Source organism: Bacillus sp. GW823-FHT06B01 (assembly GCF_058952315.1).
Map to the genome: position 1 here is coordinate 720463 of NZ_JBXAHR010000001.1, position 24890 is coordinate 745352.

General features: G+C 33.0%; 23 protein-coding genes and 1 pseudogene. 2 read left to right on the plus strand and 22 right to left on the minus strand.

Annotated features, from left to right (window positions below; translation table 11 throughout):
• Positions 1-18: 18 nt before the first annotated feature.
• The 7 genes from AC1Q8N_RS03810 to AC1Q8N_RS03840 form a co-directional block, all read right to left on the minus strand.
• A complete protein-coding gene (locus AC1Q8N_RS03810) occupies positions 19-1560 on the minus strand; it encodes an acyl-CoA carboxylase subunit beta (RefSeq protein WP_075306983.1) in 1542 nt (513 codons plus the stop codon).
• A gap of 2 nt (positions 1561-1562) precedes the next feature.
• Positions 1563-2351, minus strand: a complete 789-nt coding sequence (locus tag AC1Q8N_RS03815) for an enoyl-CoA hydratase (protein WP_098123816.1) — start codon at positions 2349-2351, stop codon at positions 1563-1565.
• A 4-nt stretch (positions 2352-2355) separates the two neighbouring features.
• On the minus strand, positions 2356-3267 hold the full coding sequence (gene mvaB / locus AC1Q8N_RS03820; RefSeq protein ID WP_048546963.1) for a hydroxymethylglutaryl-CoA lyase: 912 nt from the start codon (positions 3265-3267) through the stop codon (positions 2356-2358).
• A 21-nt stretch (positions 3268-3288) separates the two neighbouring features.
• The gene (locus AC1Q8N_RS03825) at positions 3289-3504 is read right to left on the minus strand and encodes an acetyl-CoA carboxylase biotin carboxyl carrier protein subunit (protein ID WP_001987345.1); all 216 of its coding nucleotides are present in this window, start codon (positions 3502-3504) and stop codon (positions 3289-3291) included.
• Between the two features lie 26 nt (positions 3505-3530).
• Positions 3531-4868 carry an acetyl-CoA carboxylase biotin carboxylase subunit gene (locus tag AC1Q8N_RS03830; RefSeq protein WP_098077126.1) on the minus strand — a complete coding sequence of 446 codons (1338 nt, stop codon included), beginning with the start codon at positions 4866-4868 and terminating at the stop codon, positions 3531-3533.
• Between the two features lie 15 nt (positions 4869-4883).
• Positions 4884-6029 carry an acyl-CoA dehydrogenase gene (locus AC1Q8N_RS03835; protein ID WP_000397260.1) on the minus strand — a complete coding sequence of 382 codons (1146 nt, stop codon included), beginning with the start codon at positions 6027-6029 and terminating at the stop codon, positions 4884-4886.
• A gap of 216 nt (positions 6030-6245) precedes the next feature.
• Entirely contained in the window at positions 6246-7214 is a 969-nt protein-coding gene (locus AC1Q8N_RS03840) for a YbgA family protein (RefSeq protein ID WP_098077123.1), read from the minus strand.
• A 465-nt stretch (positions 7215-7679) separates the two neighbouring features.
• On the opposite strand from AC1Q8N_RS03840, the gene AC1Q8N_RS03845 reads away from it, so the two are divergent.
• Entirely contained in the window at positions 7680-8195 is a 516-nt protein-coding gene (locus AC1Q8N_RS03845) for a DUF3231 family protein (RefSeq protein WP_087986148.1), read from the plus strand.
• 172 nt (positions 8196-8367) lie between these two features.
• Positions 8368-8667 carry a WGxxGxxG family protein gene (locus AC1Q8N_RS03850; RefSeq protein WP_098077120.1) on the plus strand — a complete coding sequence of 100 codons (300 nt, stop codon included), beginning with the start codon at positions 8368-8370 and terminating at the stop codon, positions 8665-8667.
• Between the two features lie 199 nt (positions 8668-8866).
• Here AC1Q8N_RS03850 and AC1Q8N_RS03855 read toward each other — a convergent pair whose 3' ends face one another.
• The 15 genes and pseudogenes from AC1Q8N_RS03855 to AC1Q8N_RS03925 form a co-directional block, all read right to left on the minus strand.
• The gene (locus AC1Q8N_RS03855) at positions 8867-9520 is read right to left on the minus strand and encodes a TetR/AcrR family transcriptional regulator (protein WP_098077117.1); all 654 of its coding nucleotides are present in this window, start codon (positions 9518-9520) and stop codon (positions 8867-8869) included.
• A 24-nt stretch (positions 9521-9544) separates the two neighbouring features.
• The gene (locus AC1Q8N_RS03860; protein WP_098077114.1) at positions 9545-10564 is read right to left on the minus strand and encodes an ABC transporter permease; all 1020 of its coding nucleotides are present in this window, start codon (positions 10562-10564) and stop codon (positions 9545-9547) included.
• On the minus strand, positions 10561-11286 hold the full coding sequence (locus AC1Q8N_RS03865) for an ABC transporter ATP-binding protein (protein WP_098630524.1): 726 nt from the start codon (positions 11284-11286) through the stop codon (positions 10561-10563). Before AC1Q8N_RS03865 ends, AC1Q8N_RS03860 begins: the two co-directional genes overlap by 4 nt.
• A gap of 177 nt (positions 11287-11463) precedes the next feature.
• Positions 11464-11715 (minus strand): hypothetical protein, encoded by a 252-nt coding sequence (locus AC1Q8N_RS03870; RefSeq protein ID WP_000548621.1) that lies wholly within the window; start codon positions 11713-11715, stop codon positions 11464-11466.
• 208 nt (positions 11716-11923) lie between these two features.
• Positions 11924-12187: pseudogene (locus AC1Q8N_RS03875) on the minus strand (metallophosphoesterase); the annotation flags it as partial.
• Positions 12188-12302: 115 nt separating this feature from the next.
• Positions 12303-13739: an MBL fold metallo-hydrolase gene (locus AC1Q8N_RS03880; RefSeq protein WP_098077108.1), complete on the minus strand. Its 1437-nt coding sequence runs from the start codon at positions 13737-13739 to the stop codon at positions 12303-12305.
• Between the two features lie 66 nt (positions 13740-13805).
• Positions 13806-15005 carry an FAD/NAD(P)-binding oxidoreductase gene (locus AC1Q8N_RS03885; RefSeq protein ID WP_098080749.1) on the minus strand — a complete coding sequence of 400 codons (1200 nt, stop codon included), beginning with the start codon at positions 15003-15005 and terminating at the stop codon, positions 13806-13808.
• A gap of 554 nt (positions 15006-15559) precedes the next feature.
• Positions 15560-16204, minus strand: coding sequence for an HXXEE domain-containing protein (locus AC1Q8N_RS03890; protein ID WP_098049438.1), 645 nt, complete (start codon positions 16202-16204; stop codon positions 15560-15562).
• 8 nt (positions 16205-16212) lie between these two features.
• Complete coding sequence (locus tag AC1Q8N_RS03895) at positions 16213-16800, minus strand: TetR/AcrR family transcriptional regulator (RefSeq protein WP_098067823.1); 588 nt, start codon at positions 16798-16800, stop codon at positions 16213-16215.
• A gap of 632 nt (positions 16801-17432) precedes the next feature.
• On the minus strand, positions 17433-19415 hold the full coding sequence (locus tag AC1Q8N_RS03900; protein ID WP_098077569.1) for a serine hydrolase domain-containing protein: 1983 nt from the start codon (positions 19413-19415) through the stop codon (positions 17433-17435).
• Positions 19416-19812: 397 nt separating this feature from the next.
• On the minus strand, positions 19813-19989 hold the full coding sequence (locus AC1Q8N_RS03905; RefSeq protein ID WP_240514582.1) for a DUF2164 family protein: 177 nt from the start codon (positions 19987-19989) through the stop codon (positions 19813-19815).
• A gap of 336 nt (positions 19990-20325) precedes the next feature.
• Positions 20326-21528 carry an MFS transporter gene (locus AC1Q8N_RS03910; RefSeq protein WP_098077100.1) on the minus strand — a complete coding sequence of 401 codons (1203 nt, stop codon included), beginning with the start codon at positions 21526-21528 and terminating at the stop codon, positions 20326-20328.
• A 74-nt stretch (positions 21529-21602) separates the two neighbouring features.
• On the minus strand, positions 21603-22652 hold the full coding sequence (locus AC1Q8N_RS03915; protein ID WP_060488893.1) for a Gfo/Idh/MocA family protein: 1050 nt from the start codon (positions 22650-22652) through the stop codon (positions 21603-21605).
• Positions 22653-22669: 17 nt separating this feature from the next.
• Entirely contained in the window at positions 22670-23530 is an 861-nt protein-coding gene (locus tag AC1Q8N_RS03920; protein WP_098049434.1) for an HAD-IIB family hydrolase, read from the minus strand.
• Positions 23517-24842 (minus strand): DegT/DnrJ/EryC1/StrS aminotransferase family protein, encoded by a 1326-nt coding sequence (locus AC1Q8N_RS03925; RefSeq protein WP_431098713.1) that lies wholly within the window; start codon positions 24840-24842, stop codon positions 23517-23519. Before AC1Q8N_RS03925 ends, AC1Q8N_RS03920 begins: the two co-directional genes overlap by 14 nt.
• Positions 24843-24890: the final 48 nt, after the last annotated feature.

The following is a 24890-nucleotide window of genomic DNA, read 5'->3' on the forward strand; positions in this document are numbered from 1 at the left end:
AAAGCCCTAAATAGGGCTTTAAACTGGATAAACAGGATGTTTACGATCTGTAAATACTTGATATTTACTCATATACATTTCGAATCGTCCTTTTAACTCTTCTCTTAAATTGTTTGGATGAACAATACCATCAATGACCATCTCTGATGCCAAATGGTAAATATCAATATCTTTCTTATACTCTTCGCGTTTTTCAGCAATGAAGCTATCACGCTCTTCTTCTGGTAAAGCTGCAATCTTATTTGCATATACAGCATTGACTGCCGCTTCTGGACCCATTACTGCAATAGAAGCTGTCGGTAATGCTAGGCAGCAATCTGGTTCAAAGGCTGGACCTGCCATTGCATATAAACCAGCACCGTATGCTTTACGAACAACGATAGAAATTTTCGGTACAGTTGCTTCACTCATTGCAGAAATCATCTTTGCACCATGACGAATAATACCAGCACGCTCTACTTTAGTACCAATCATAAATCCAGGTACATCTGCAAGGAATAACAATGGAATATGATATGCATCACATAAATTAATAAACTTCGCTGCTTTATCAGCTGAATCGTGGAATAATACGCCGCCTTTCATACGCGGTTGATTTGCAATAATACCAACTGGCTTACCATCAATACGTGCTAAGCCTGTAATTAGTTCTTGAGCAAATAATTTTTTCACTTCATAGAAAGAACCTTCATCAATAACTCTATTAATGAGATCTTTCATATTGAAAGGAGCATTTTGATTTTCTGGAATGATTTGTTCTAACGTTTTTTCGAATTGTTTCGGTTCTTGAGGTGTAACCAATGGAGTCTTCTCTAAGTAGTTGTTTGGAAAATATGAAATGTATTGTCTTGCTTGTGTAATCGCATCTTCTTCTGTTTTACATAAAACATCTCCGCATCCTGATACAGAGCAATGCATACGAGCTCCGCCCATCTCCTCTAAAGTTACCTTCTCGCCGATAACCATCTCCGCCATACGAGGAGAACCTAAGTACATAGATGCATTTCCTTCTACCATCATAACAATGTCACAAAAGGCTGGAATATATGCGCCACCAGCTGCCGAAGGTCCAAATAATAAGCATACTTGAGGAACTTTACCTGATAATTTCACTTGATTGTAGAAGATTCTTCCTGCACCGCGGCGCCCTGGGAACATTTCTACTTGATCTGTAATACGCGCTCCAGCAGAGTCAACTAAATAAAATAACGGAACACGTAATTTTTCTGCCGTTTCTTGAATACGTAAAATCTTTTCAACTGTACGTGCGCCCCATGATCCAGCCTTTACCGTTGAATCATTTGCCATTACGCATGCAGTACGACCATGTATTTTACCCGTTGCCGTTATAACACCATCAGCAGGTAATCCTGTTTGTTCACAATTTGCAAATAATGCATCTTCTACATATTCACCATTATCAAATAAAAGAGCTAAGCGATCTCGAACGAATAGTTTTCCTTTTGCTTTGTTTTGTTCATGATACTTTGGTGCGCCGCCTTGTTTAATCGCTTCAACTCGTTCTTCAAATGTATTCGATTGTTGTTTTTGGTCTAACATATTTACTCCCCCTTATACATTGGTGTGCGTTTTTCCTTGAATGCTTGTAATCCTTCTAATCTATCTTTCGTATGGATTACACCTTCATACGCTTGTTTTTCCATTTGTAATCCGGTATGTAAATCAACTTGAATACCGTTTGAAATTGCTTCTTTTGCTAATCGAACAGCAATAGGACCATTACTAGCAATTTTCTCTGCTATTTCAATTGCTTTCTCTTCAAGTAAATGAGCTGGTACAACAAATTCTACTAAACCATATCCTTTTGCTTCTTGCGCCGAAATACGTCTTCCTGTATAAATTAATTCCTTCGCTCTACCAACACCAATTAATCTTGGCAAACGCTGCGTACCACCTGCTCCTGGTATAATTGCAAGTGTAGTTTCAGTAAGACCAAGACTTGCAGATTCAGCCGCAATTCTAAAATCACAAGCTAAACTTAATTCCGTACCACCACCAAGTGCGATTCCATTTATAGCAGCGATAACTGGCTGTGGTAATTGTTCAACCATTTCCATAGTAGTGCGAATCATACTAACAGCATGGCGAACTTGTTCCTCATTCATACCAGCACGTTCTTTTAAATCAGCACCAGCACAAAACGCTTTTTCACCAGCACCTGTTAAAATAACTACACGAGTATTGGACTCTTCACTTATTTGAGTTAATATGTTTTGTAACTCTTCTAATAACGCTAAAGATAATGAGTTTGCTTGTCTTTCACGATATAACGAAATCTTTACAACGTGAGGTGTTACATAATTAACTGAAATGTTTTGTAGTTGTAGCATCTTCTCACCTACTTATCGTTTTATGTTGAAGCGCTCTATACACATGACTCGGTAATTGGATATTTAATTTACTTTGAATGAATTGACTCGCTTTCAATAACTTCTCTTCATCAATATTCGTTTGGACCCCTAACTTATGAAGCATATGAACTAAATCATCGGTTGCAACATTGCCTGATGCTCCTGGTGCATATGGACATCCACCAAGACCACCACAAGAACTATCAAATGTTGTAATACCATATTCTAATGACTTAACTACATTCGCCAGAGCCATTCCATACGTATTATGGAAGTGCATTGCAAACTGCGAAGCATCATATTTCTTTAATAAATGCTCTAATACTCGCTCTACTTGTAGTGGATTCGCTACACCAATCGTGTCACCAAGAGATACTTCATAAATGCCGTATGAAAATAGTTGATTACATAATTCGTCAACTGCTGTGGCACTTATATCCCCTTCATAAGGACATCCAAATACAGTAGAAACATAGCCTCTTACCTTTTTCCCTTCGAATAATGCCTGTTTTGTTATATCTTCAATTACAACTAATGCTTCTTTAATTGATTTATTAATATTACTTTTATTATGAGATTCACTTGCTGATAAAAAAACATTCACCTCATCTACATTTTGCAAAAAAGCTCGTTCCAAACCATTTTGATTTGGAACAAGCGCTGCATATGTAACATTTGGTTCCCTTTTTAGCTCAGAAAACACATCATTTGCATCTGCTAATGCAGGGACCCATTTAGGGTGAACGAATGAGGAAACTTCAACGTACGATAATCCCGCCTCTGTAAGTAGTTGAATCCATTTTACTTTATCTTTTGTGCCAACAATCTTTTTTTCATTTTGTAAGCCATCACGTGGCCCGACTTCTTTAATGACAGCAAAATTAGGTAGTTTCAATTCGCTTCCCCCTATATCTCCCTATTCAATTTCTAGTAATACATCTCCTTCATTTACAAAATCGCCTTCTTGCACATTAATTTTCATAACTGTGCCAGCTTCTTCTGAAATGATTGGAATTTCCATTTTCATAGATTCCAAAATGACGACATCTTGCTCTTCCTCTACTGTATCTCCTACTCCTACAACAATCTTCCATACATTTCCTGCCATCGATGCATATACTTTCGTCATCATTTTTTCCCCCTTAATATTGTTAAATCTTATTTTTTAACAAGTTGTTTCGTTACAAAACCTGTTGTATAAATACCACTTTTGAACACATCGTCTTCCAATACTTGAAGTAACATTGGCGTGTTCGTTTTAATACCTTCTACTTTTAATTCTTCTAAAGCATCATGTAATTTTGAAATTGCTTCTTCACGAGTTTCACCATGAGCAATGACTTTCGCAATCATTGGATCGTAGAAAGGTGTAATCGTGACTTGATTCTCCAAAAAGTGATCAATACGTACATTTGATGGAAGCGTTAAATTTGTAATTTTCCCAGGTGATGGGAAGAAAGTTTTCGGATCCTCTGCATAAATACGTGCCTCAATGGCATGACCACTACGTTTTACATCATCTTGTGTAAATGATAGTTTCTCACCGTATGCAATTAGAAGTTGTTGTTCTACAAGATCTAAACCAGTAATTTCTTCTGTAACCGGATGCTCTACTTGTAATCTCGTATTCATCTCTAAGAAATAGAAGTTCTTCTGATCATCTACTAGAAACTCAACTGTACCAGCATTTGTATACCCTAGAGCTTTAGCAGCTTGTACAGCAACTTCACCCATCGCTTTTCGTGTACCTTCATCTAAAAATGGTGAAGGTGCTTCTTCAATTACTTTCTGATTTCGGCGCTGTACTGAACATTCACGCTCCCATAAATACACTGTGTTACCATGTGTATCTGCTAAAAGCTGAATTTCAATATGATGTGCATCTGCAATATAGCGCTCTAAATACATTTCTCCGTTACCGAAGAAGTTTTGTGCTCTCGTTTTGTTGCTTTCAAATGCTTTGGTGAGCGTTTGCTCAGTTTCCATCAACTGCATTCCAATGCCTCCGCCGCCTGCGGATGCCTTCAACATTAATGGGTAACCAATTTGTTTAGCAATTTCAATTGCTTCTTCAGCAGTTTCAATATTTGTAGTAATGCCTGGAACTACTGGGACATCTGCAGCTTGCATCGCAATACGTGATTCGATTTTACTTCCCATCTTCGTTATAATTTCTTCTGAAGGACCGATAAATACGATTCCTTCTTCTTTACAGCGAACCGGAAAAGATGGATTCTCAGATAATAATCCATATCCCGGATGGATTGCTTCAACATTTGTCTTCTTAGCTATTTCAATAATTTTTTCAAGGTTTAAATAGCTTTCTTGGACACGCGGCCCACCTACTAAGTAAGCTTCATTTGCCATTTTTACATGTAAGGCATTTTCATCTGCCTCAGAATAAATAGCAACAGTGCGAATGCCAAGTTTTTGACAAGTTTTCATAATACGAACTGCGATTTCCCCGCGATTGGCAATTAATATTTTTTGAAACATAGTGATTCCTCCTTTTTATCTACATCCTAAATGTCTAGCAATTACGAGACGTTGAATTTCAGAAGTTCCTTCACCAATTTCTAATAGTTTTGCATCACGAATATGTCGTTCTACTTCATATTCACGCATATAGCCGTATCCACCGTGAATTTGTACCGCTTGATTTGCAATACGACTAGCAGCCTCAGATGCGAAAAGTTTTGCCATAGCCGCTTCTTTACCGAAAGGTTTATCGTTATCTTTTAACCAAGCTGCTTTATGTACTAAATTACGGGCTAGCTCTACTTCAGTCGCCATATCAGCTAATTTAAATTGAATCGCTTGGAAATTAGAAATTGACTTTCCAAATTGTTGACGTTCTTTCGCATATTGCAGTGCACGTTCAAATGCTGATTGTGCAATACCTACTGCTAATGCTGCAATTGAAATACGTCCTCCATCAAGTGTATATAAGAATTGTTTAAATCCTTTATTTACATCACCAAGAATATTTTCTTTCGGTACACGTACACCATCAAGTACGATTTCACATGTATTAGAAGCACGAACACCCATCTTATCGTAAGGACTTGAAATCGTTAATCCTTCACTTGTAGTCGGTACGATAAATGCCGAAATACGCTTTCTACCATTATCTTCAACACCGTTGATAGCGGTTACAATAATTGTATTTGCATACTCTGCATTTGTAATCCAACACTTTTCACCACTAATAACATACTCGTCTCCATCTAATACAGCTTTCGTTTGTGTACCACCTGCATCAGATCCAGCGTTCGGCTCAGTTAATCCGAAAGCACCTAAAGTTTTACCTGATGCCATTGGAATTAAATATTTCTGTTTTTGTTCTTCTGTACCGAAATAATAAATTGGAGAAGCACCTAATGAAATTGTTGCAGCGTAACTTAATCCTGTCCCACCACAAGCACGACCAATTTCTTCAACTGCTAACGCGTACGATACAGTATCGCCACCTGAACCTCCATACTCTTCAGGGAATGGGATTCCTAATAATCCTAGTTCGCCCATTTTTTGAAATGTTTCATATGGAAATTCCGCAGTTTTGTCATAATATACAGCTTTCGGTGCGATTTCCTTTTCAGCAAAGTCACGTACCATTTCTTTAATCATTTGTTTTTCGCGAGTTAGAGTAAATTCCATTCCGCTACACACCCCTTATCGAATATTGAGTTTCGACAGCGTGCGAGTTTCTACTACAAACATTACGAATTAAAAGACACGAATATTAGTTAGATAATTGCTATAATTCTGTCATAACTTAATTTTAAAACAGATTCTGTACTAATGCACAAAAAAATTCCTACATTGTTCTACAACAACATAGGAGTTTTCTTGTCGAATTATGTAGTTTATCGTTTAATAATCTCTACCTTTTCCCGAATCAGAAATTTCTACTAAAGCTTCAGGGTAAGGTTCAAAATATGTTTGTCTTAATAAATACTTTTCGTCAAATCGAATGGCCCATGATTTTAAAATTGCAAGTAAGCTACTAAGCGGGATTTTCTTTTCTATATACTTTTGTATCAAATCTAAAAAATGATCTTTTTCTTGTTTTTTCAGCTTAGTTTTAAAATATCCAAAAATATGCTCACATACATTTACATTCGATGTATAGCGGGGTGTGCGCATAAATAATTCATATAAAGTCTTCTCATAGTTTTCAAATACCACTTCAATCGTTTCATTTTTTTGATTTGCAATAATACGCCCTAATTCTTTTTGTTTCACTTGATTATATGCCATAAATAAATACTTATAGTCTGATTGAAATGATACGAGTTCTTTTATGTTTTTAGTATGTTTAATCATTTTATAATGCGCGATTGTAAACAGCCTTGTAAAGAAATGTTCTCTAATAATAAAATTCGACAATCTACCCTCTTCTTCAATTGGAAGATGCGAAAAATTTTTTATTACTGCTCCGCCAAATAAACCAGATCCCTTTCCTTTTGCTGGTGCTTTTTCAAAACTAGAATAAATTTTCACATCACGCGTACCACAACTCGGCGAACGATTCTTTAAAATAAAACCATCCACATCAGATATCGTTTGTAAAAAGACATTTGAAAATTGCTCCATTTTTTCAGTTACATCTTCTCGTGTCGACGGCTGTACAAGCCTATTCACACCATTTTCTTCTACAATTCGTATCGTTTCACGAGGAGTCCCTAATCCGATCTCGACTTCTGGACAAACAGGTATAAATGTAACAAATGGCTGCAAATTTCGTATTGTTACATCTGGTATCATCTCTGCATTATAACGACAGGCGTCAAATTCTAAACATTTACTTACAACTATTGTTGGTTTTGCAAATTGCCGCATTTCATTACCTCCATTGTATCAATCCATACAATCTAAATTGTACTGATATTAGTATCTTAAGCAAAGTCTGTTTATATTGATTATTTTTATAATAACTATAAATTTAATGCTATATCAACTGCAATTCAAATCTATTTCGTATATGTATTAACAAGTTCTTGTACAAACTTGTTAATACATTTTTGTCTAAACACAATCCATCTTTACTAGCATAGTTACAGATTCTTTCCTCTCCTCTTTACATTTAAATTAAAATAAGTCTTAATACGAATTTTAATCCCAAGTTATTTGGAATATATTCTTTATATTTGTACATTATAGACTGAGAAAGTATTACTTGTAGTTAGGGTGTTCCAAATGAATTTTAGAAACCTACTTTCTTTATTACGGAACATTTTCAGAAGCATTTTTTCTTTGGTAAAAAATATTTCAAAAAATCCATTCATTTTAAGGAGGCATATTAAAATGGGAGTATTAAGTGGTAATCCCCAAAATGAACCAATGCATTACGGAGAAGTCTTTGCCATTTGGAGCTATCTTGCAGGGGCACAAGGTGCAATTGCTGGTTACCAAGTTCTTGTCAATCATTCTGGAGACGAGGACTTAAAAAAGTTTTTAGAAAATCTTATAGAAAATGATATCCAATCAGAAGTTGAAGAACTAAAAAACTTGTTAAAATCAAACGGTGTGGCATTACCACCAGCACCTCCAGAGCGTCCAGTTGCATCTATTGAAACAATCCCTCCTGGTGCTCGTATTAATGACGCAGAAATTGCAGCTAAAGTTTCTATGGATCTTGCTGCTGGACTAGTAGCATGTAGCCAAGCGATGGGACAATCACTTCGAGAAGACGTAGGAATGATGTTTGGACAATTCCATATGAAAAAGGCACAAGCAGGTGCTACCTTACTACGGTTAAATAAGAAAAAAGGCTGGATTATTCCTCCTCCTTTACATGTTCTTCAATCTGATCAAGCATAACATGGAGTAAGCGGTTAACTTTTGTTAACCGCTTCGTTGTATTTACCTGTCCTTTTAATAATGGAGATTAAAGATAGTTCTAATAATTTTAACTTTATGATTTAGATACTGTGATACGAATAATGTACAAAAGCAATGGAGAAATTAATACATAGGAAAGGAGGGGAAATTTATGAGGAAAAAATTATCATCTATTTTAAGTGTTTTAGCACTATCTATTATGTTTTTAGGCACATCTGCCCAAGCTGAATACGATGGAAATCATATGAATAGAGTTAATAACACTGATATGTCAACTCGAGTTAATGATAATAACTTGAACAGAGTTAATAATGATGTGAGAACTCGAAATGTAAATACGACAAATGATATAAATAATAATCATGATAGAAATAATAATTGGGCTTGGCTGGGTTTATTAGGTCTAGCAGGATTATTAGGTCTTAGAAGAAGAGACAAAGAAGTACGTTAATCTAGAATGTTTTTCGTAAACAAGTACTTATCTATCAAAATTGTATAATGAATATAAATCGCCTTTTTAAAGGCGATTTATTATTTGCTTAAAAATAGTATATGTAATTCACACATCAACATATTTTTACTTATGATTAAACCTATTAAATTACATTTATTTAAATACCAAAAATCAAACCCCTAAAATGTTGTTATAGTTAGATTCGTGGCGTTAATCCATACAATATAAATTGAATCGTATTTTCAATTTCCACTTCATCATCCCATTTTTCTTCAGGCAATAATAAAAATCGTGTTAATAGTAAACCTAATACAGCTGATAAAGTAAGACGTAATACAGAAGATGGTGGTATCTCAATAATTTCTCCTTTTTCTTGAAACTTCACAATCAACTTTTTGAAATGTGAAAAAAGTTCCGTTTCTAATAATTGTTGTATTTCATTTTTTAGCTCTGGTTGAAATGGTACTTCTTGAATTAATATTTTAATCATAGGAAAGTGCTTTTGAGCAAATTCAAATCTATTATGAATGACAAATCGTAAAAGTCCCTCATATGATTCATACTTCGATTTAAATATTTCCTTTGCAAAGGCTTGTACGAAAAATGGTGCAGCAAACTTTGTTAATGTCGGCATGACGACTGCTAACAATAAATCTTTTTTCGTTTTATAGTAGCGGAAGATTGTTCCTTCCGCTACACCAGCACGCTTTGCAATTTCACTTGTAGAAGTTGATGCATATCCTTTTTCTCCAAACATATCAACAGCTGCCTCTAAAATACGCATTTGACGTTCATTTCGTTTATCCGTATTAGTTGCGGCAATTAATTCATCCAACCAATCCTTCTTCATCTATAATGCCCCTTTGTATCATCATTATATTTTCCGATGTTTCTTTAATGCAAATACATTCCCTATTGCAAATAATAGAGAAAAAAGTAGTAATACAGTTAGATTTAACGCAATCTCTGTAAATCCTTGATTTCGAATCATCACTTGTCTCATTGCGTCAGCTCCATATGTGAGCGGAAATAATTTCCCTAACATTTGTAGCCACTTATTCATAGATTCAATTGGAAACAACCCAGAAAAGAAAATTTGTGGCACAATGACAAGCGGTATAAATTGAATCATTTGAAATTCATTATTTGCGTATGCTGATAAAAATGTCCCTAAAGTTAGTGCTGTTAAAGAAAGCATACATGTAATAAGTAGCGTTAGCCATATGGAGCCAGCTACATACAAGTCTAAAATATAAACTGAAAAATTCACGATTATAATTGATTGTATAAATGCAAAGATTCCAAAACCAATAATATATCCTACAACTATTTCCCATCTTCTCACTGGAGTGGACAATAACCTCTCTAATGTACCACTTAAACGTTCTCTAACAAAGGAAACTCCAGATAATATAAATACAAAGAAAAATGTAAAGAAACCAATCAATACGGGGCCAAGCCCATCAAACATTGTAAAGTCTTTAGAGCCATGTAAGTAATTTACTTCAGGCTTCATAACTGATACATCATTCTTTTCTGAACTCTTTTGTAAAACTTGAAGTACAGCACGATTTTTTGATGAATCACTTCCTTCTAATAAAACATTCATTTTCCCATTCTCTAAATAAATTACTGCATCTACCTTTTGCTGTTCTAACTCTGAAATTGCTTTCTCTTTGCCGTATTCATAAATTGAGGCTTCTTGAGTTTTCATTGTTTTTACAATAGGAGCAGGCACATCAACTACAGCAATATGCGGTACATAGTCTTTTTGTGTAAACACTAGAGACAATAACCAAAGTAATAACATTGGTGCCCCAAACATCATCGCTAACGAACGTTTATCTCGAAAAAATTGGCGAATAATACGAATGATTACACCAGTAACTCTCATGATAGGGCCACCTCTTCCAACAAAAAGACATCTTCAATCCGTCCTGATGATACCCGTTTTTTCAATTCTTCAGGTGTTCCAGTCGCAACTAGCTTTCCTTCTCTAATCAACCCTAAATGCTCACAAAATTCAGCTTCATCCATAATGTGCGTCGTTACAATAATAGTTGTGCCTTTCTTTTTCAAATCATAAAATTTTTCCCAGATTGTTTTTCTAAGAAGTGGATCTATCCCCACTGTTGGCTCATCTAAAATTAATATTTCAGGTTCATGAAGGAGTGCTATCGCTAATGATAAACGCTTCTTCATCCCACCTGAAAAATGCTGCACTTGCTGTCTTATATGTTTTGATAATTGTACAAGGTCAAAAACCTCTTCGATTCTTTCTTTTTTATGTTTTCCTTTTAATCCATACATCGTTGCAATAAAATCTGCATTTTCATATGCTGATAGTTCTTCATATAATGCATCAGCCTGAGCCATATAACCAATTCTTTTCATTTCATTTAAATTAGGCATGTTCGTGTTGTATACAAGCACTTCACCTTTCGTTGCCTCATTAATACCTGCAATCAATTTAATAAGAGTCGTTTTCCCTGAACCTGAAGGCCCAACTAAACCAAATATCTCTGCTTTTTCAACTTGCAATGAAAGATTGTGTAAAACTTCTTTTTTCCAAAAACTTTTTGACACGGTTCGTAAAATAATGGCAGGTTGCTGCATGTATTCTTCTCCCTTTTCAAAATGAGTGAGTACTCACTTTCATTTTACTCTTGCGTAATTATATGTCAAACTTCATTGATTAGTATGTATTTTCAATCTTAAACAATGAAACAGAGTCGACATTAGAATTTCATTTCTTAAAGTCGACTCTGTTTCATTTAAATTATATATTTCATTTTACGTTTTTAAATTCATATATTTTCTAATTCTAGCAACATCTAAAGAATATTCGATAACTAATTGCTGTAACGGTAATATAACTGTGTCGGGATATAAATGGGCATATTGTAATGTTTCTGCATATTTTTCTAACCTTTTTTCTAAATACTTTATAATTTGATCAGGATGACTTACTAATAAACATTTACAATAATAATGTATTTGTTCCTCAATCGCCGTATACTCTTCAATTTCATATTCTTTATGCATGTGTACACCCCTTTAAGTTTTTTACTGAATTGCTTATCACACTTTTCACTCGACTAATTTTTAAGTTTTTTGATTATTTACACTATAACAAACTCTCCGGGTCAAATTTTGTTACTTTATGTAACGTAGAAAAATTTTAACAAAACTGTAATGTTAACTTGTATAAAATGCATATGGCCTATTTTTTCTGTACAAAAAATCGTACAGTTCAATTTAACTGTACGACTACAAGTTCTGGCCTATTAAAAATTCTTTGCGGAATGATACTATTGCCTAATCCTCTACTTACTACCATAGACGTATTTTGTTTTTCATATAAACTGGTTGTATATTTAGGTAAAACACCTTGATTTGGAACCACTAATTTGCTGATAAATGGTAACCTAAATTGTCCACCATGAGCGTGTCCTGATAAAACTATATCTATTTGCTCATCAGCATAATTCTGAATAAATTCAGGTCTATAGAATAAATCATCTATTTCTCCTATTTTAATACACTATCTAACTGTATTGCTCCTATATATAGATATACTCCTATGTAATCCGCAATTTTCCTTATCGGATAAATTAATAAAAATTATTTCCCTACACATTGCGATTACATGTTATATAAGGAAGCCCTTCTTTTTTCCATGCAAGAAATCCTCCCTTTAAATTCACTACTTCCTTTATACCTGCTCTTTGTAAAATACTAGCTGCTATAGCGGAACGCAATCCGGTTCGACATTGTAAAACTATTGGGCAATCTTTTGGTATACAATCTAGCTGCTTAAATAGATTTCCTAAAGGGATATGTATTGCATTATGAAGATGTCCTTCCTCCCACTCTTTTTTACTACGCACGTCGATTACCTTAACACTTCCACCTTTTATATGCGGATATAATTCGATTGATGTGTCTTCTTTGTAACTTTCTAATCTATTAAATCTTTGTATTACCTTTACAGGTACAAAAGCAATAATATTATCGAGCCCAATAGATTCAAAGTCTCTAATAACTTCCTCCACTCTAACCTTTTCCTCATCTAGAACGATTAAAGTTTCTGTTTTATAATCTAGTAACCATCCACACCAAGTTGTAAAGGAATTGTTATGCGGTATGTTAATTGATTTCTCGATGTGACCAGAAGCAAAACTCTCTACCTCCCTTATATCAACTATTTGCTGAACGCTTGTCATAACTTCTTGAAGTTTTTCTACTGTATCAATAGCAATAACTTCTCTCTTCTTACGAATTGGAGGACCAGACTTATTTAAATTCTTCATTAATGAAAAATACTTTGGAGGCTCTGGTTGTCCCCTCAATAAAGTCGATACAAAATCACTTTCTTCATTACACTGAAATGCCCAATTGAACATCTTTTCATAACCTAATGTAGAAGTTGGAATTGCTCCTAATGCTTTTCCACATGCGCTTCCTGCACCATGTGATGGCCATATTTGCAAATAATCAGGGAGTATTTTTATTTTTTGTATAGAATTAAATAATTGTTTCGCTCCTATTTTTGCAGTATTTTTCATACCTACAGCAGTTTCTAATAAATCCGGTCTTCCTATATCTCCTACAAATATAAAATCACCTGTGAATATTCCCATTGGCTTTTCATTCGTATAATTATTTTGACTTGTATCCGTTACTAAAAAAGAAATACTTTCAGGCGTATGCCCTGGGGTGTGAATTACATTAAATTTTATATGACCTATTTTAAACTCTGTGCCCTCTCTAACCAATTTGTATCGACCTTCGTTAAGATATTGATATTTCCAATCACAATCTCCTTCATCAGATACATATAACTTTGCATCATAAAGATTAGAAAGTTCTCTAGACCCAGAAAGAAAATCTGCATGAATGTGAGTTTCAGCCGCAGCAATTACTTCCATTCCCTCTTTCTTAGCAAATTCGATATATTGTTCTATATAGCGACCTGGATCAATTACAATTGCTACGCCTTCCTTCTGACAACCGACTAAATAGGAAGCATGTGCTAATTTTTCATCATAAAAATATTTTAAAAGCATAGCTATTCCCTCCAAATAGTTATTTCAACTTGCTTTTCAATTTTTATTACCACTTTCTCTCTCCTCTTATAGAATCCCTTTCAACATAAAGTTCCAATACATATAGGGCAACATATATCTTTTAAGTAAAAACATACTATACCGTTCTTTCGCTTGATTAAACGGAAACGTTTCTTGAGGTTCATGTTCATAGTTAAATTCAGCTAGTATTAGACTTTTATAACCTGTAACAATCGGACAGGATGTATATCCATCATATTTAGCCTGTAAGTCTCTTCCGTTAAGTACGTCCATAATATTTTGTTTTAAGATAGGTATTTGTTTTCGAATTGCCGCTCCAGTTTTAGAGGTGGGTAAATTGGTACAATCTCCAAGTCCGAAAATATTCTTATACTGTACATGCTGCAAAGTATAAGGGCTTATATCTACCCACCCCTGAGAATCACTTATCTCACTCTCTTTAATAAAACTAGGTGGCCCCATTGGTGGAACAACATGGATCATACTATATGGTACTGTTTCTCTTTTCAGTGTTTGCGTATCTTCAAAAATTGCTTCTTTCTTCTCAGCGATAATTTCTACTAAGTTTTTATAATAATTTGTTATAATTTGCTTTCTTTCAATTACTTGTTCTAATGTATTTGCATAAAGTGGAACCTGAAATATGTTAGCGTTCGCAGTATAAAACATTACTTCACTTTTGTTTCTTACACCGCTATTACAAAAATACTCTTCTGCTAAATACATAATCTTTTGTGGAGCACCACCGCATTTAATAGGCGTATTGGGGTGAGTAAAAACTGCATTTCCTCCTTTAAATTTTTCAATTTCTCTCCAAGTAGAATCAACATATTTATAAGAGTAATTGCTACAAACCCCATTAGTCCCAATAGACTCCTTCAAGCCTTTAATACCATCCCAATTTATTTGTATACCGGCTGCTACAATAAGAATTTCATACTCAAGCAGCAGTCCATCATCTAAAAGTAGCTTATTTTCTTCCGGAAACAACTTAACGACACTTTTAGGAATCCACGTTGCACCTTTTGGAATAAGCACTTCTTGATCACGCATCGTACTTTCCTTTGAAACAATTCCTCCCCCTACTAAACTCCATAGTGGTTGGAAATAATGTTTTTTTGATGGATCAATAATTGCTATATCTTCTTTCAATAGGGGTACATTTCGTAACAAATGTGCAGTAGAAGATATTCCTGCCGTCCCAGCACCAATTACAATAATTTTATAACTATCTCTGGTCTTCATTATCCTCTTCCCATCTAAATTTGATTTTTAAAACAACTAATTCGCAGCCGTATTTTCATTGTATTAACATTATTATAAGTTAAAAGCACCACATATTTATCTGAATCAAATGAAAATTTTGTTAATTTTACCATCGATATTACTTTATGCGTAAATCCCCTATGCTACTTCCATCTTTTATATTTTTCAATACTAGTCTTTACCCGATCTTACTTTTATTTCAGTTTCTCTCTACGCTCAAAGCTATCTTTAAAGACCCATGTGATTTCATATGTAAAAAAGCCCCTTTTTCATCTAAAGGAGGCTAAGGATTATTCTTATTAAGCTAACACTTTGAGGTATCCCTAAAACAAAAATTTTATATAACTACAACCATTATTTATGAGAATTCAGGTCATTTTTTTCGTTTTGAGGAACAATGAATTTCTTAGGTTGATGGGCATGAGACGCTACCCCAAAATACAAAAATCTCCTTCATACAAAAGAAAGGCGCCTACGCACCTTTCTTTTGTAACTCACTTGTATTCTCTTAAGCATCCAAAATTCCTTCTGAATCACTTTAATGCATCATTATACGGACCTAATTGCTTTTTAGAAAAGTAATGAATTGTCTCCTTACTTTTCAGTAACATATTTCCTTTAATAATTAAAAAATAGGTAGCTACTAGAAAATAGATTAGTCCTAATATCCAATCCAAATTTGTAGCTAGATTGTGTAAAAGAACATATCTCATATATGCATAACCAATCGGAACATGTAGTAATACAACCGCACCTAATCCTGGGTTGTATATTGTTTTAGCCTTTATATTCGCAAAAATACCATGCCATATGAATTGAAAAAATCCCATTAAAATAGGTGCCAACCCAAGCCATATAATATTTGGAAAGAAAACCGGAAGTAAATAAAAAACATACGCAATCAAAATATTTATTACCATAGCAGATTGCGTGTTTAATGGATAGCGATCTGGTATATCACTTTTAAATATAACTACATTAAACAGACCAGCGAAATAACCCGGCCAACGATACTCTTCAAATTGATGCACTAAAATGGCTACAAAACTTAATGCTAACAGTACTTTTATTTCACTCATTTCTTCAAAATTTGCGACTAAACAACCTACGACAACAATTGCCATAACTAATCCTACATCACACCAATGCTTTCTAAAAAAACTAATCATCTCAATCACCCACTATCTCAATTTTTATAAAAATAGCGTTCAAATAGGAAATCAATTTGTTTTTCTACAGGCAGTATTCTTATGTCTGCCCCTGATTCAAGAATTGGCATCATTAATGCTGGAAGAAAAATGGATCCGAATATTTGCACTGTCAACATCATTAAAATTTCCTGATCCGTTTCATTTGTTATTTCACTCAAAATATCCTTCACTTTACTAAAACCAATCCTCTTCAAAAAATCTCCATATTCGTATTGAGATGTAAATACCGTAGTTCCCATTGCAATAATTTTCCTAACTAACTCAGGGTATTGCTGAATTACAAGTACATAATCAAGTAAAAATATTTTTAATCTTTCTTTTGCTGGCACATTAATATCATCTAAAATAGAAAAAGCGCCTTGAAAGCTAATTAATAAGACTTTAATCGTCTCATTAATCAACTTTTCTTTTGAGCCGAAATGGTAATTTACAAGCGCAATATTTGTATCTGACAATGCCGCAATTTTTCTTATTGTTACGCTTTCGAAGCCTTTGTCTTTAATTAACTCCAATGTTGTATTTAAAATCTTTTCTTTCGTAGATATGTTTTCATTTCCCCTCAACTTATCTCCTCCTCTAAAATCCATCAATTAAACAATGTTTTAAACAATGTTTAATTTTATGGTATCACCTTCAATTTTTAATAACAACTTAATTCTTTCGACATTTCCAATGACCTATTTTTTTATCTTTGTTATTAAAGTTTATACATACATTTGAGAACGTCTTTGTTGTTTTCCAGCCCCTCAATAATGTGAGCAGTAGGTAATATTAATAAATAAACTGTTGTGTAAACAATCGTATCAACTAATATTATTTTCCTTCAAAAAGAAAAAAGATGAAGACAATTTTTTTATCCATCATATTAGTTGGTAACTAATGTATTACTGTGACCTGGTTTGACCTATCTTGGACTAAATCCCCTTAGTATAGATTTTTATTTTGTTATTAATAATTACGGTACATGAAATTATTGATAATAAAATAAAAAAAGCCCCCTGAAAGGAGCTACTTACATTACAAAACACTTAAGAAATCCTTCTAATAACAGCTCTACTTAAGATTTTGGGTATGGTGATCACTCATCCACCCTCTGTTTATTACGATAAACAATTGCTCTAAGACTATTCTCTTTCTGTGAATTATTTCAAGCTCTCTTGATTTTCTCTTTTTGTAAAATTTACCTCAAAACAAATTAACTAGATAACAAAACGTAAAATAACAATGCAGCTGCCTCTTGTCGTTTCATACTTTGTTTTGATAGATAATCTGCTGATCCATCTTCATTATATATAACCTCAGGACCTACTAAACGATGACCTACAATGTTTTTCACGGATTCTATTGCCCAATCATCAGTTTCTCCCTTTAATGTTGCATCTGCAGATGGCGCTCCTAACATTTTTAAATACTGCCAGGTAATCCATGCTGCTTCTTGTCTAGTAATTGCACGGTCTGGATGGAATTGTTCCCCTTCTTTTTCATATAAAATACCAATCTCATATAACTTTTGAATATGTGGTGCATACGGATGATTTTTCACATCAGAAAACACTGGTTCTTTTTTTGAAGGTGGCGTAAAGTAAGCAATTTGAGATAACCAATATGCAAATTCTGCTCGTGTAAGAGAAGATTCTGGAGTGAAATTCCCCTCCCTATTTGCTTGTAATACCTCGTATTGATGTAAAGGATTTATAAACTTAGCATACGGATGATTTTCATCTACGTCTTTAAATCTCTCGGGCTCACTTAACTTCACCGCTGAGCTGCCAGAGTTCCAATGTATCATTTCTTTCACAGTACCATCTTTGTGAAGTTTAAATGCCATATAATTTCCTTTTTCATCCTCAAATAGTAAAGGGTCTATTTGTTTTAGCTCCTGTTTACCATATACTTTATCACTTACATATAACTTTCCTTCACTTATGTTTACATGTGACATTAGGTTTTTTAATCTCAAATCTCGGTAAACACCTTCAAATTTCTTTAATTCTTCTTCATTAGGGTTTAAATATTCAGGCTTTGTTTTATCTGGGAAATAGTTATTCATAAAATCATCAAATACTTCAACAGGAAGTGCTGAACTATCTTTATTTGTAACAACAAAAACTCCAATTTTATGCTCTGGAATTAACCACATTAAAGATGAAAAGCCTGGTATATTTCCACCTTTACCAAAAACATATTGCCCATTATGGCTTTGTGGTGAAAAGAACTCAAATCCGTATGTCATATTAGGGTATTTGGGATGTAAAGCAAATTTTGTTTTTTGCATATCTTCTGCGGTTTCTTTTTGTAGTAATTGGTTATTTTTAAATTTACCATTATTCAATTGAGCAATCATGAAATTGGCTACATCACTTCCTGTAGAAAACATACTGCCTTGTGGCATGTCTGTTGGTCTTGTTTGATAAAATGGGATGGCATTGCCTTTAGCATCATAGCCTGTTGCAAGCTTTTCTTTAATAAAATTAGTCATAACAAAACTACTATTATGCATTTCTAGAGGGTAAAAAATATTTTTGGCCATATATTTGTAAAAAGGTGTATTTGTCAAATTTTGAACAATATACCCTTGAAGCATAGAAGCGAAATTATCATATGTATATGTATCTCCTGGCATTCTCACTACTGTGGGCATATTTTCTTCTACATAGTCTTTAAGCATTGTATAATCATTATCTTGATAATGGATATCCTCTGGTCTTGGATCTACGTAATCAAACCCTGTTGTATGGGTAAGTAAATGCTCCATTGTAACTGGTTCACCCATGTTATTTTGGTACTTTAATCCCCCCATATAATTTACTATATCTTTATTTAAATCAATTTTTCCTTGTTCAACTAACTGCATGACAGCACTAGCAGTAAAAACTTTTGATATTGACGCTAATCGAAAAACTGTTTTTTTGGGATCGATAGGAGTATTCTTTTCTTTATCGGAAAATCCGAATCCCTTTTGAAATAAAATTTGATTATCCTTTACAACGACAAGAGCTACACCAGCTGCATTTTCTTTTTTCATTTTCTCTGGAATTACTTTATTGGTGAATGCTTCTACATCTTTAGGATTTAATGTTATAGGTGCAACAGTTTCGGCTTTTGAATAATTGCTCCCCAGAAAAACTAACAAAAAACAAACACTTACAGCTACTAACCTTTGAAAATAAATTTTCATTCTTTTGTTCCTATTCCCCAAATTATTTCCCCCTTTAAAACTAGATTTATTGATTATTCATCTATAAGTTCACCAACCATATTCTACCATTATATAGGTATTTTTTCTAATTTTATTTCTATTCTGTCATTTATTAACCGTTCCGCTTTTGAATTAGTATATATATATCATTAGGTCTTAGTTGTAGAGTGTGCTATAGCATACAAAAAAGCGGGACCGCCTTTAATATAGACTTTTATCGGCAGGTTTTCATAACATCCTACTTAGAGAAAACACCCATCCTTTATTATCAATAAAATTGGATGGGTATTTTGTAACGCATTACTTATTTTATTCTTACTGGGTACTAAGAGATCTAAAATGATATCTTAGGTTTTCAATTGTCATTTAAAATCTATTAACTGTATATATCTTTCTCTATATTCTTTAACAACATTTCTAACCTATCCTTAGTAACTTGATTATAATGTGGATTTAATTCCTTTATTATGAATTCAAGTAACTCATAGCTTATGTATTCACCCAATTCCAGTGAATACTGTTCAGCTAAAAAAGACTTTAATTTTTTAGAGATATCAACCTAATCCTTTTTACTTATCTTTATCTCCATTCGATAACAAACCCCTCTTAGATTAATCTTAAATGCTAATTAAAATAACTTTTTAATACTTATGAAAATATGTTTTTACTACCTTATTGTATATACAACAAGGTAACCTTTTCATGTCATAACATTCAATCAACTGAGAACTGGTCACTGGTGCAAATCATTTTTATTGTTGAAGTATCTCTGTTTTATATATTACACATTACAATATTTAAAACAAACTCCAAATACAGAATTTTTAACTTTATCAATCTTTTTGGAAATCCCAAATATAATTATCTTTTTCACATTATAAAAATTTTTCTATAAATTTTTCATATTTTCTACTTTTTTGGCACTTTCATTACTGTAAGTGGAAATTTTTCTCATTTTTAAAATAATACAACCTAAACTAAATGCGAAAAGTGAAAATATCCCAAAAGTAACCTTTATAGTATTTAAGGACAGACTCCAGCTAATTAGAAAAGATACTAGTGCCCCCCCTAAACTGGCCGATGCAATAAATAAACTAGTCACTTCATCAATATTATTTTCCATAATACGGGAAGCTAAGATTAATGTTATTGGAAAAACACCCGCTATAACTAAACCAATAATGAAGATGATAAACAAATACATACCTGTACCTTGAACAAAGGGGAATAGAAATAATAGAATCACTAATGTAAAGCAACTAGATGTAATGTATGTCCAATAATTAAATTTATGAGCAAACTTACCTACAAGTATTCTTCCTATAACTATGGCTAGCCAAAAACAAGATATACTTACTGAACTGATTAATTCATTATTGGTAAGAATCATTATTGTAGATAAAAAATTTGCAAGATTGGTTTCTATGCCTGCATATAAGAATGCAAAAAGTGAAATAAATACTATAACTTTAATCTTTTCACTTTTAAATTTAAGAGTGAATGATGAAAGGGATGCTCCTCCCTTTTCATTTTTTTGAGGAGAAAAATTTAGAAATTTTGTACGTCCAAGCATGTACCAAACAAATAGTGTAAAAATAAAGAATAGTAACATCCCATAAAGAATAAAATACCATTCATAAAATTTTGTAATATAATTAACTAGTAACGGAAACCCTAGCGCCCCAACCCCAAACCATACTTCGAGAATACTAAATTTAGCAGCACTATTCCTTTCTGCTGAAATAATAAAGGAACCCACCGTAGTTTCTAACAAACCTGCTCCATAGCCTAATACAAAGCAAATAACGGCTAAATATGCCCATTCTTTAATATATATAAAACCTCCTAGGACGATGGACATTACTAAAACACCTAATGTTATTGTTTTAAAGTAATGATACTTTCTTACTAGTATGGGTGAACTTAGAACACCAAATAAAAAACCCGTAAATTGAAAAAATATTAAAACACCTAATTGATCAGGGGTTCTTCCATAATATTGTATTAATGAAGGAATTAAACTACCTATGCAAACATGTATTATTCCTACAATAAAATAAAACAAGCAACCATAATAAAATATTAACCGCACCTTTTCTCAACTCCAATCCAAAATAAAAACAGGGATTTAAGTAAAAGTTTTAAACCCCTGTTTTTACCATAAAACTAAATAGTTGCTACAGATCGTTCTTTATTACTACTGCTTTTATCAAAAAACATATCCAATATTACTTGTGAACGAAATCCATCTTCAAATGTTGCTACAGACTTATTTGGCCCACCTTCCGCAGCCTTAGCCCATTCTATAATTTCACTTCTAAAAGAATCAGACCATTCAAAAATCTCGTTTTCTGGATCGACTAGTAAAGGTAATGGTAACGGGATTTCATGTTTTTCCAATCCATCAAAGAGTATATATTTATTTGGCTCTTTAGAAGAATACTTATATTCTTTCTTCGTACCTATTACCTCTATACTAAAACCACAATCGTCAAGAAATGAACTTTTAGATGTTGTAATATTAACAAAAACCTTATTTTTCAATTGGCCATAAACCTCAGCATAGTCATCAACAAAAACTGGTTTACTTTCTTTTTCCTTAACATTTGTTTTAATTTTAGTTCGAACAGTATCCTCTCTAAAATCACTCTCAAATAAAAACCATAATAAATCTATTAGATGAATTCCTAAATCTCCCAAGGCCCCGCTAGTTCTATTACTTTGAAAATCATCTCGCCAAGTAAACGAAGTTCTCCTAAAAGCGCTATTCTTTTTAAAATGCAATCTTACCACTACTATTTCCCCTAATTCTTCATTTTGAATTAATTGTTTTAAAGCCTTAACATAAGATAGGTGGCGATAGTTAAACCCCATTGAAGCGACTAAATTAGTATTTTTTGCTATTGTCATCATGTATTTTGCTTCTTCACAAGAAATTGCCATTGGCTTTTCACATAACACATGTTTGTTTTTTAATAACGCTTGAACCGCTTGAGATCTATGACAAAAATTCGGTGAAGATATTATTACCCCATCAACTACTTCAAGTAACTCTTCATAGCTATTAAAAACCTTCCCACCAAAATTCCCTACCAACTTTTGGGCATTCTCATTATTAACATCATATACTCCAACTAATTTACAACTATCAACAGTTGATAATGCTCTAGAATGAGCTCTTGCAATACTTCCTGCACCTATAATTCCAATATTCATTATATGAACATCCCCTTTTAATTAATAATGTGCTTTAGAGTATTTAAAATTCCAATCGAGTATTCACCTTCAGCTAACATTGAGTGTGTGTGTTTGGCTTCTTCTGTTGCATTTTCTACTAAATAACCATGTCTTACAGCTTGTAGCATTCTTAAATCATTCCCACTATCTCCAAAAGCAATAGCATTTGTTTTATCTAGTTCGTACTTGTCTAAAATAAACTTCACTATCTCATCTTTACCTGTTCCAAGTGGAATAAAATCTACATCATAGCAATTTTCTGGATCACCAGCTAGTGGATTACATTTGTTAATATTAACTCCCACTTGGAATATTTCTCCGATTTCTTCTATCTTTTCTAAATTCTTTGCATCAATAAATTCATTTTGCTCTTCATAATAAAAATTAAATTTGTACTTAGAACTTCCTAATTGTGTCTGAGGTCTTAAAAAAATTTCATATTTTGATTCTAGCAATTTAAGAATTCTTTCAATCTTTGAAGAATCAAAACCACCCCCTATAATTCTCTCCTCCCAAATTTGATCATCTATAGTAGTCCCATTACTATCAAAGTACGTTATTTCTGTACCTAACCCACTCGCCACAAAATGAGGGAAATACTGAATACCACCCTTTTTCATTTTTTCAACAATTGATTCTAAACTACTTCCCGTTACCCAACCAATTACTAAATCCCCTTTACTTCCCTGTTCATACAAATACTTTTCTAACAATTTCATATTGCTTCTTTTAGAATCATCCATGTTATGAGGATAATAAGTTTCATCAAAATCACAGAACACTACATATTTAGGCTTTTTAACCTGTGGTAGTCTTTCAAAATTTAAAGACTTTAAAACTTCATTACTTATTGACATTGAATAATCCCTCCAAAACGAAATTTTGCTCTTCTAACATCATATTTGGGTGTAAAGGTAAATGTAATATTCCTTTATGAACTTGCTCTGTATTTAATATATTGTTTTGCAAATCATTTTCCTTTATCCACTTAGTATTTTGTTTATGAGATAATACCGGATAATAAATATCTGTTTCAATGTTATACATTTGGTACAATTTATTTTTCAACTCGTCTCTTCTTCCATTTTCAACTCTAATCGGAAAAAGGTGCCAGACATTATCTTCTGTCATCATAGGTAGCTTAATTAATTCTCTATCCTCTAATTCCTTTAAATCACGTATATATCGTTGAGCTAAATACGCTCTTTTTAAATTGTTATATGATAAGTACTTAATTCTTTCCAAACCAATAGCTGCTTGCACATTATCAATTTTAGAATTGAATCCAAAGTCTAATACCTTTTTATTTTTTTTATCAATCTCAAATCCATGATAACTATATTGATTGCAACGAATTGCAAGAGTTTCATTATTAGTAACTATTGCACCTGCCTTACCACATACACCAAAATTCTTATATGGATTAAAACTAAGGACAATTATATCTCCATATTCTCCAAGATTTGAAGAACCAATAGCTTGACATGCATCTTCAATAACTGTTAATTGATATAGATCCGCAATTTCACGAATTTTTTTCATTTCACATTGTTTACCATACAAATGTACAGGTAAAATGCATTTAGTTTTTTTGGTTATAGCTTCTTCTATTTTAGATGGATCAATACAATAACTCTGCTGATCTATATCTACAAATATAGGTTTTGCTCCGACTGCTAACACGGCATTTTCAGTAGCAGCAAAACTATTAGCTGGCATAATTACTTCATCCCCCGGCTGGATACCGATAGATAACAATGACACCATAAGAGCATCTGTACCACTACTTGTTGCAATTACAAACTTTTTATTCAAATAACTTCCGATTACTTCTTCTAGTTTTTTTGAAAATGGTCCACTTGTGAATTGACCTGTCGGTAAAATATCTTTTAAAACCCCTATAATTTTTTCAACCTCATCTTGAGAAATCAACCGATTAACTGGCATAAATTCTATTTTCTGTATATTTTTTCTGCTATAATTGAAAATATCTTTTTCTATATCAATATCTATTTTCAATTTGTTTTCTCTAAATAATTTCTCTTTCATCTTGTGATTCGGTAATATATTACTAATTTCAAATTCTTTTTCTTTTGTTTCCCCCTGTAGGCACTTTAATAAAGCTAAATTGTCTTTACTATGTCCAGAAATTGTAGTAAGAGTTTTCACGTTAAATCACCTCTAAGAAATTATTTTGAAAATCATGAGTAGACTATA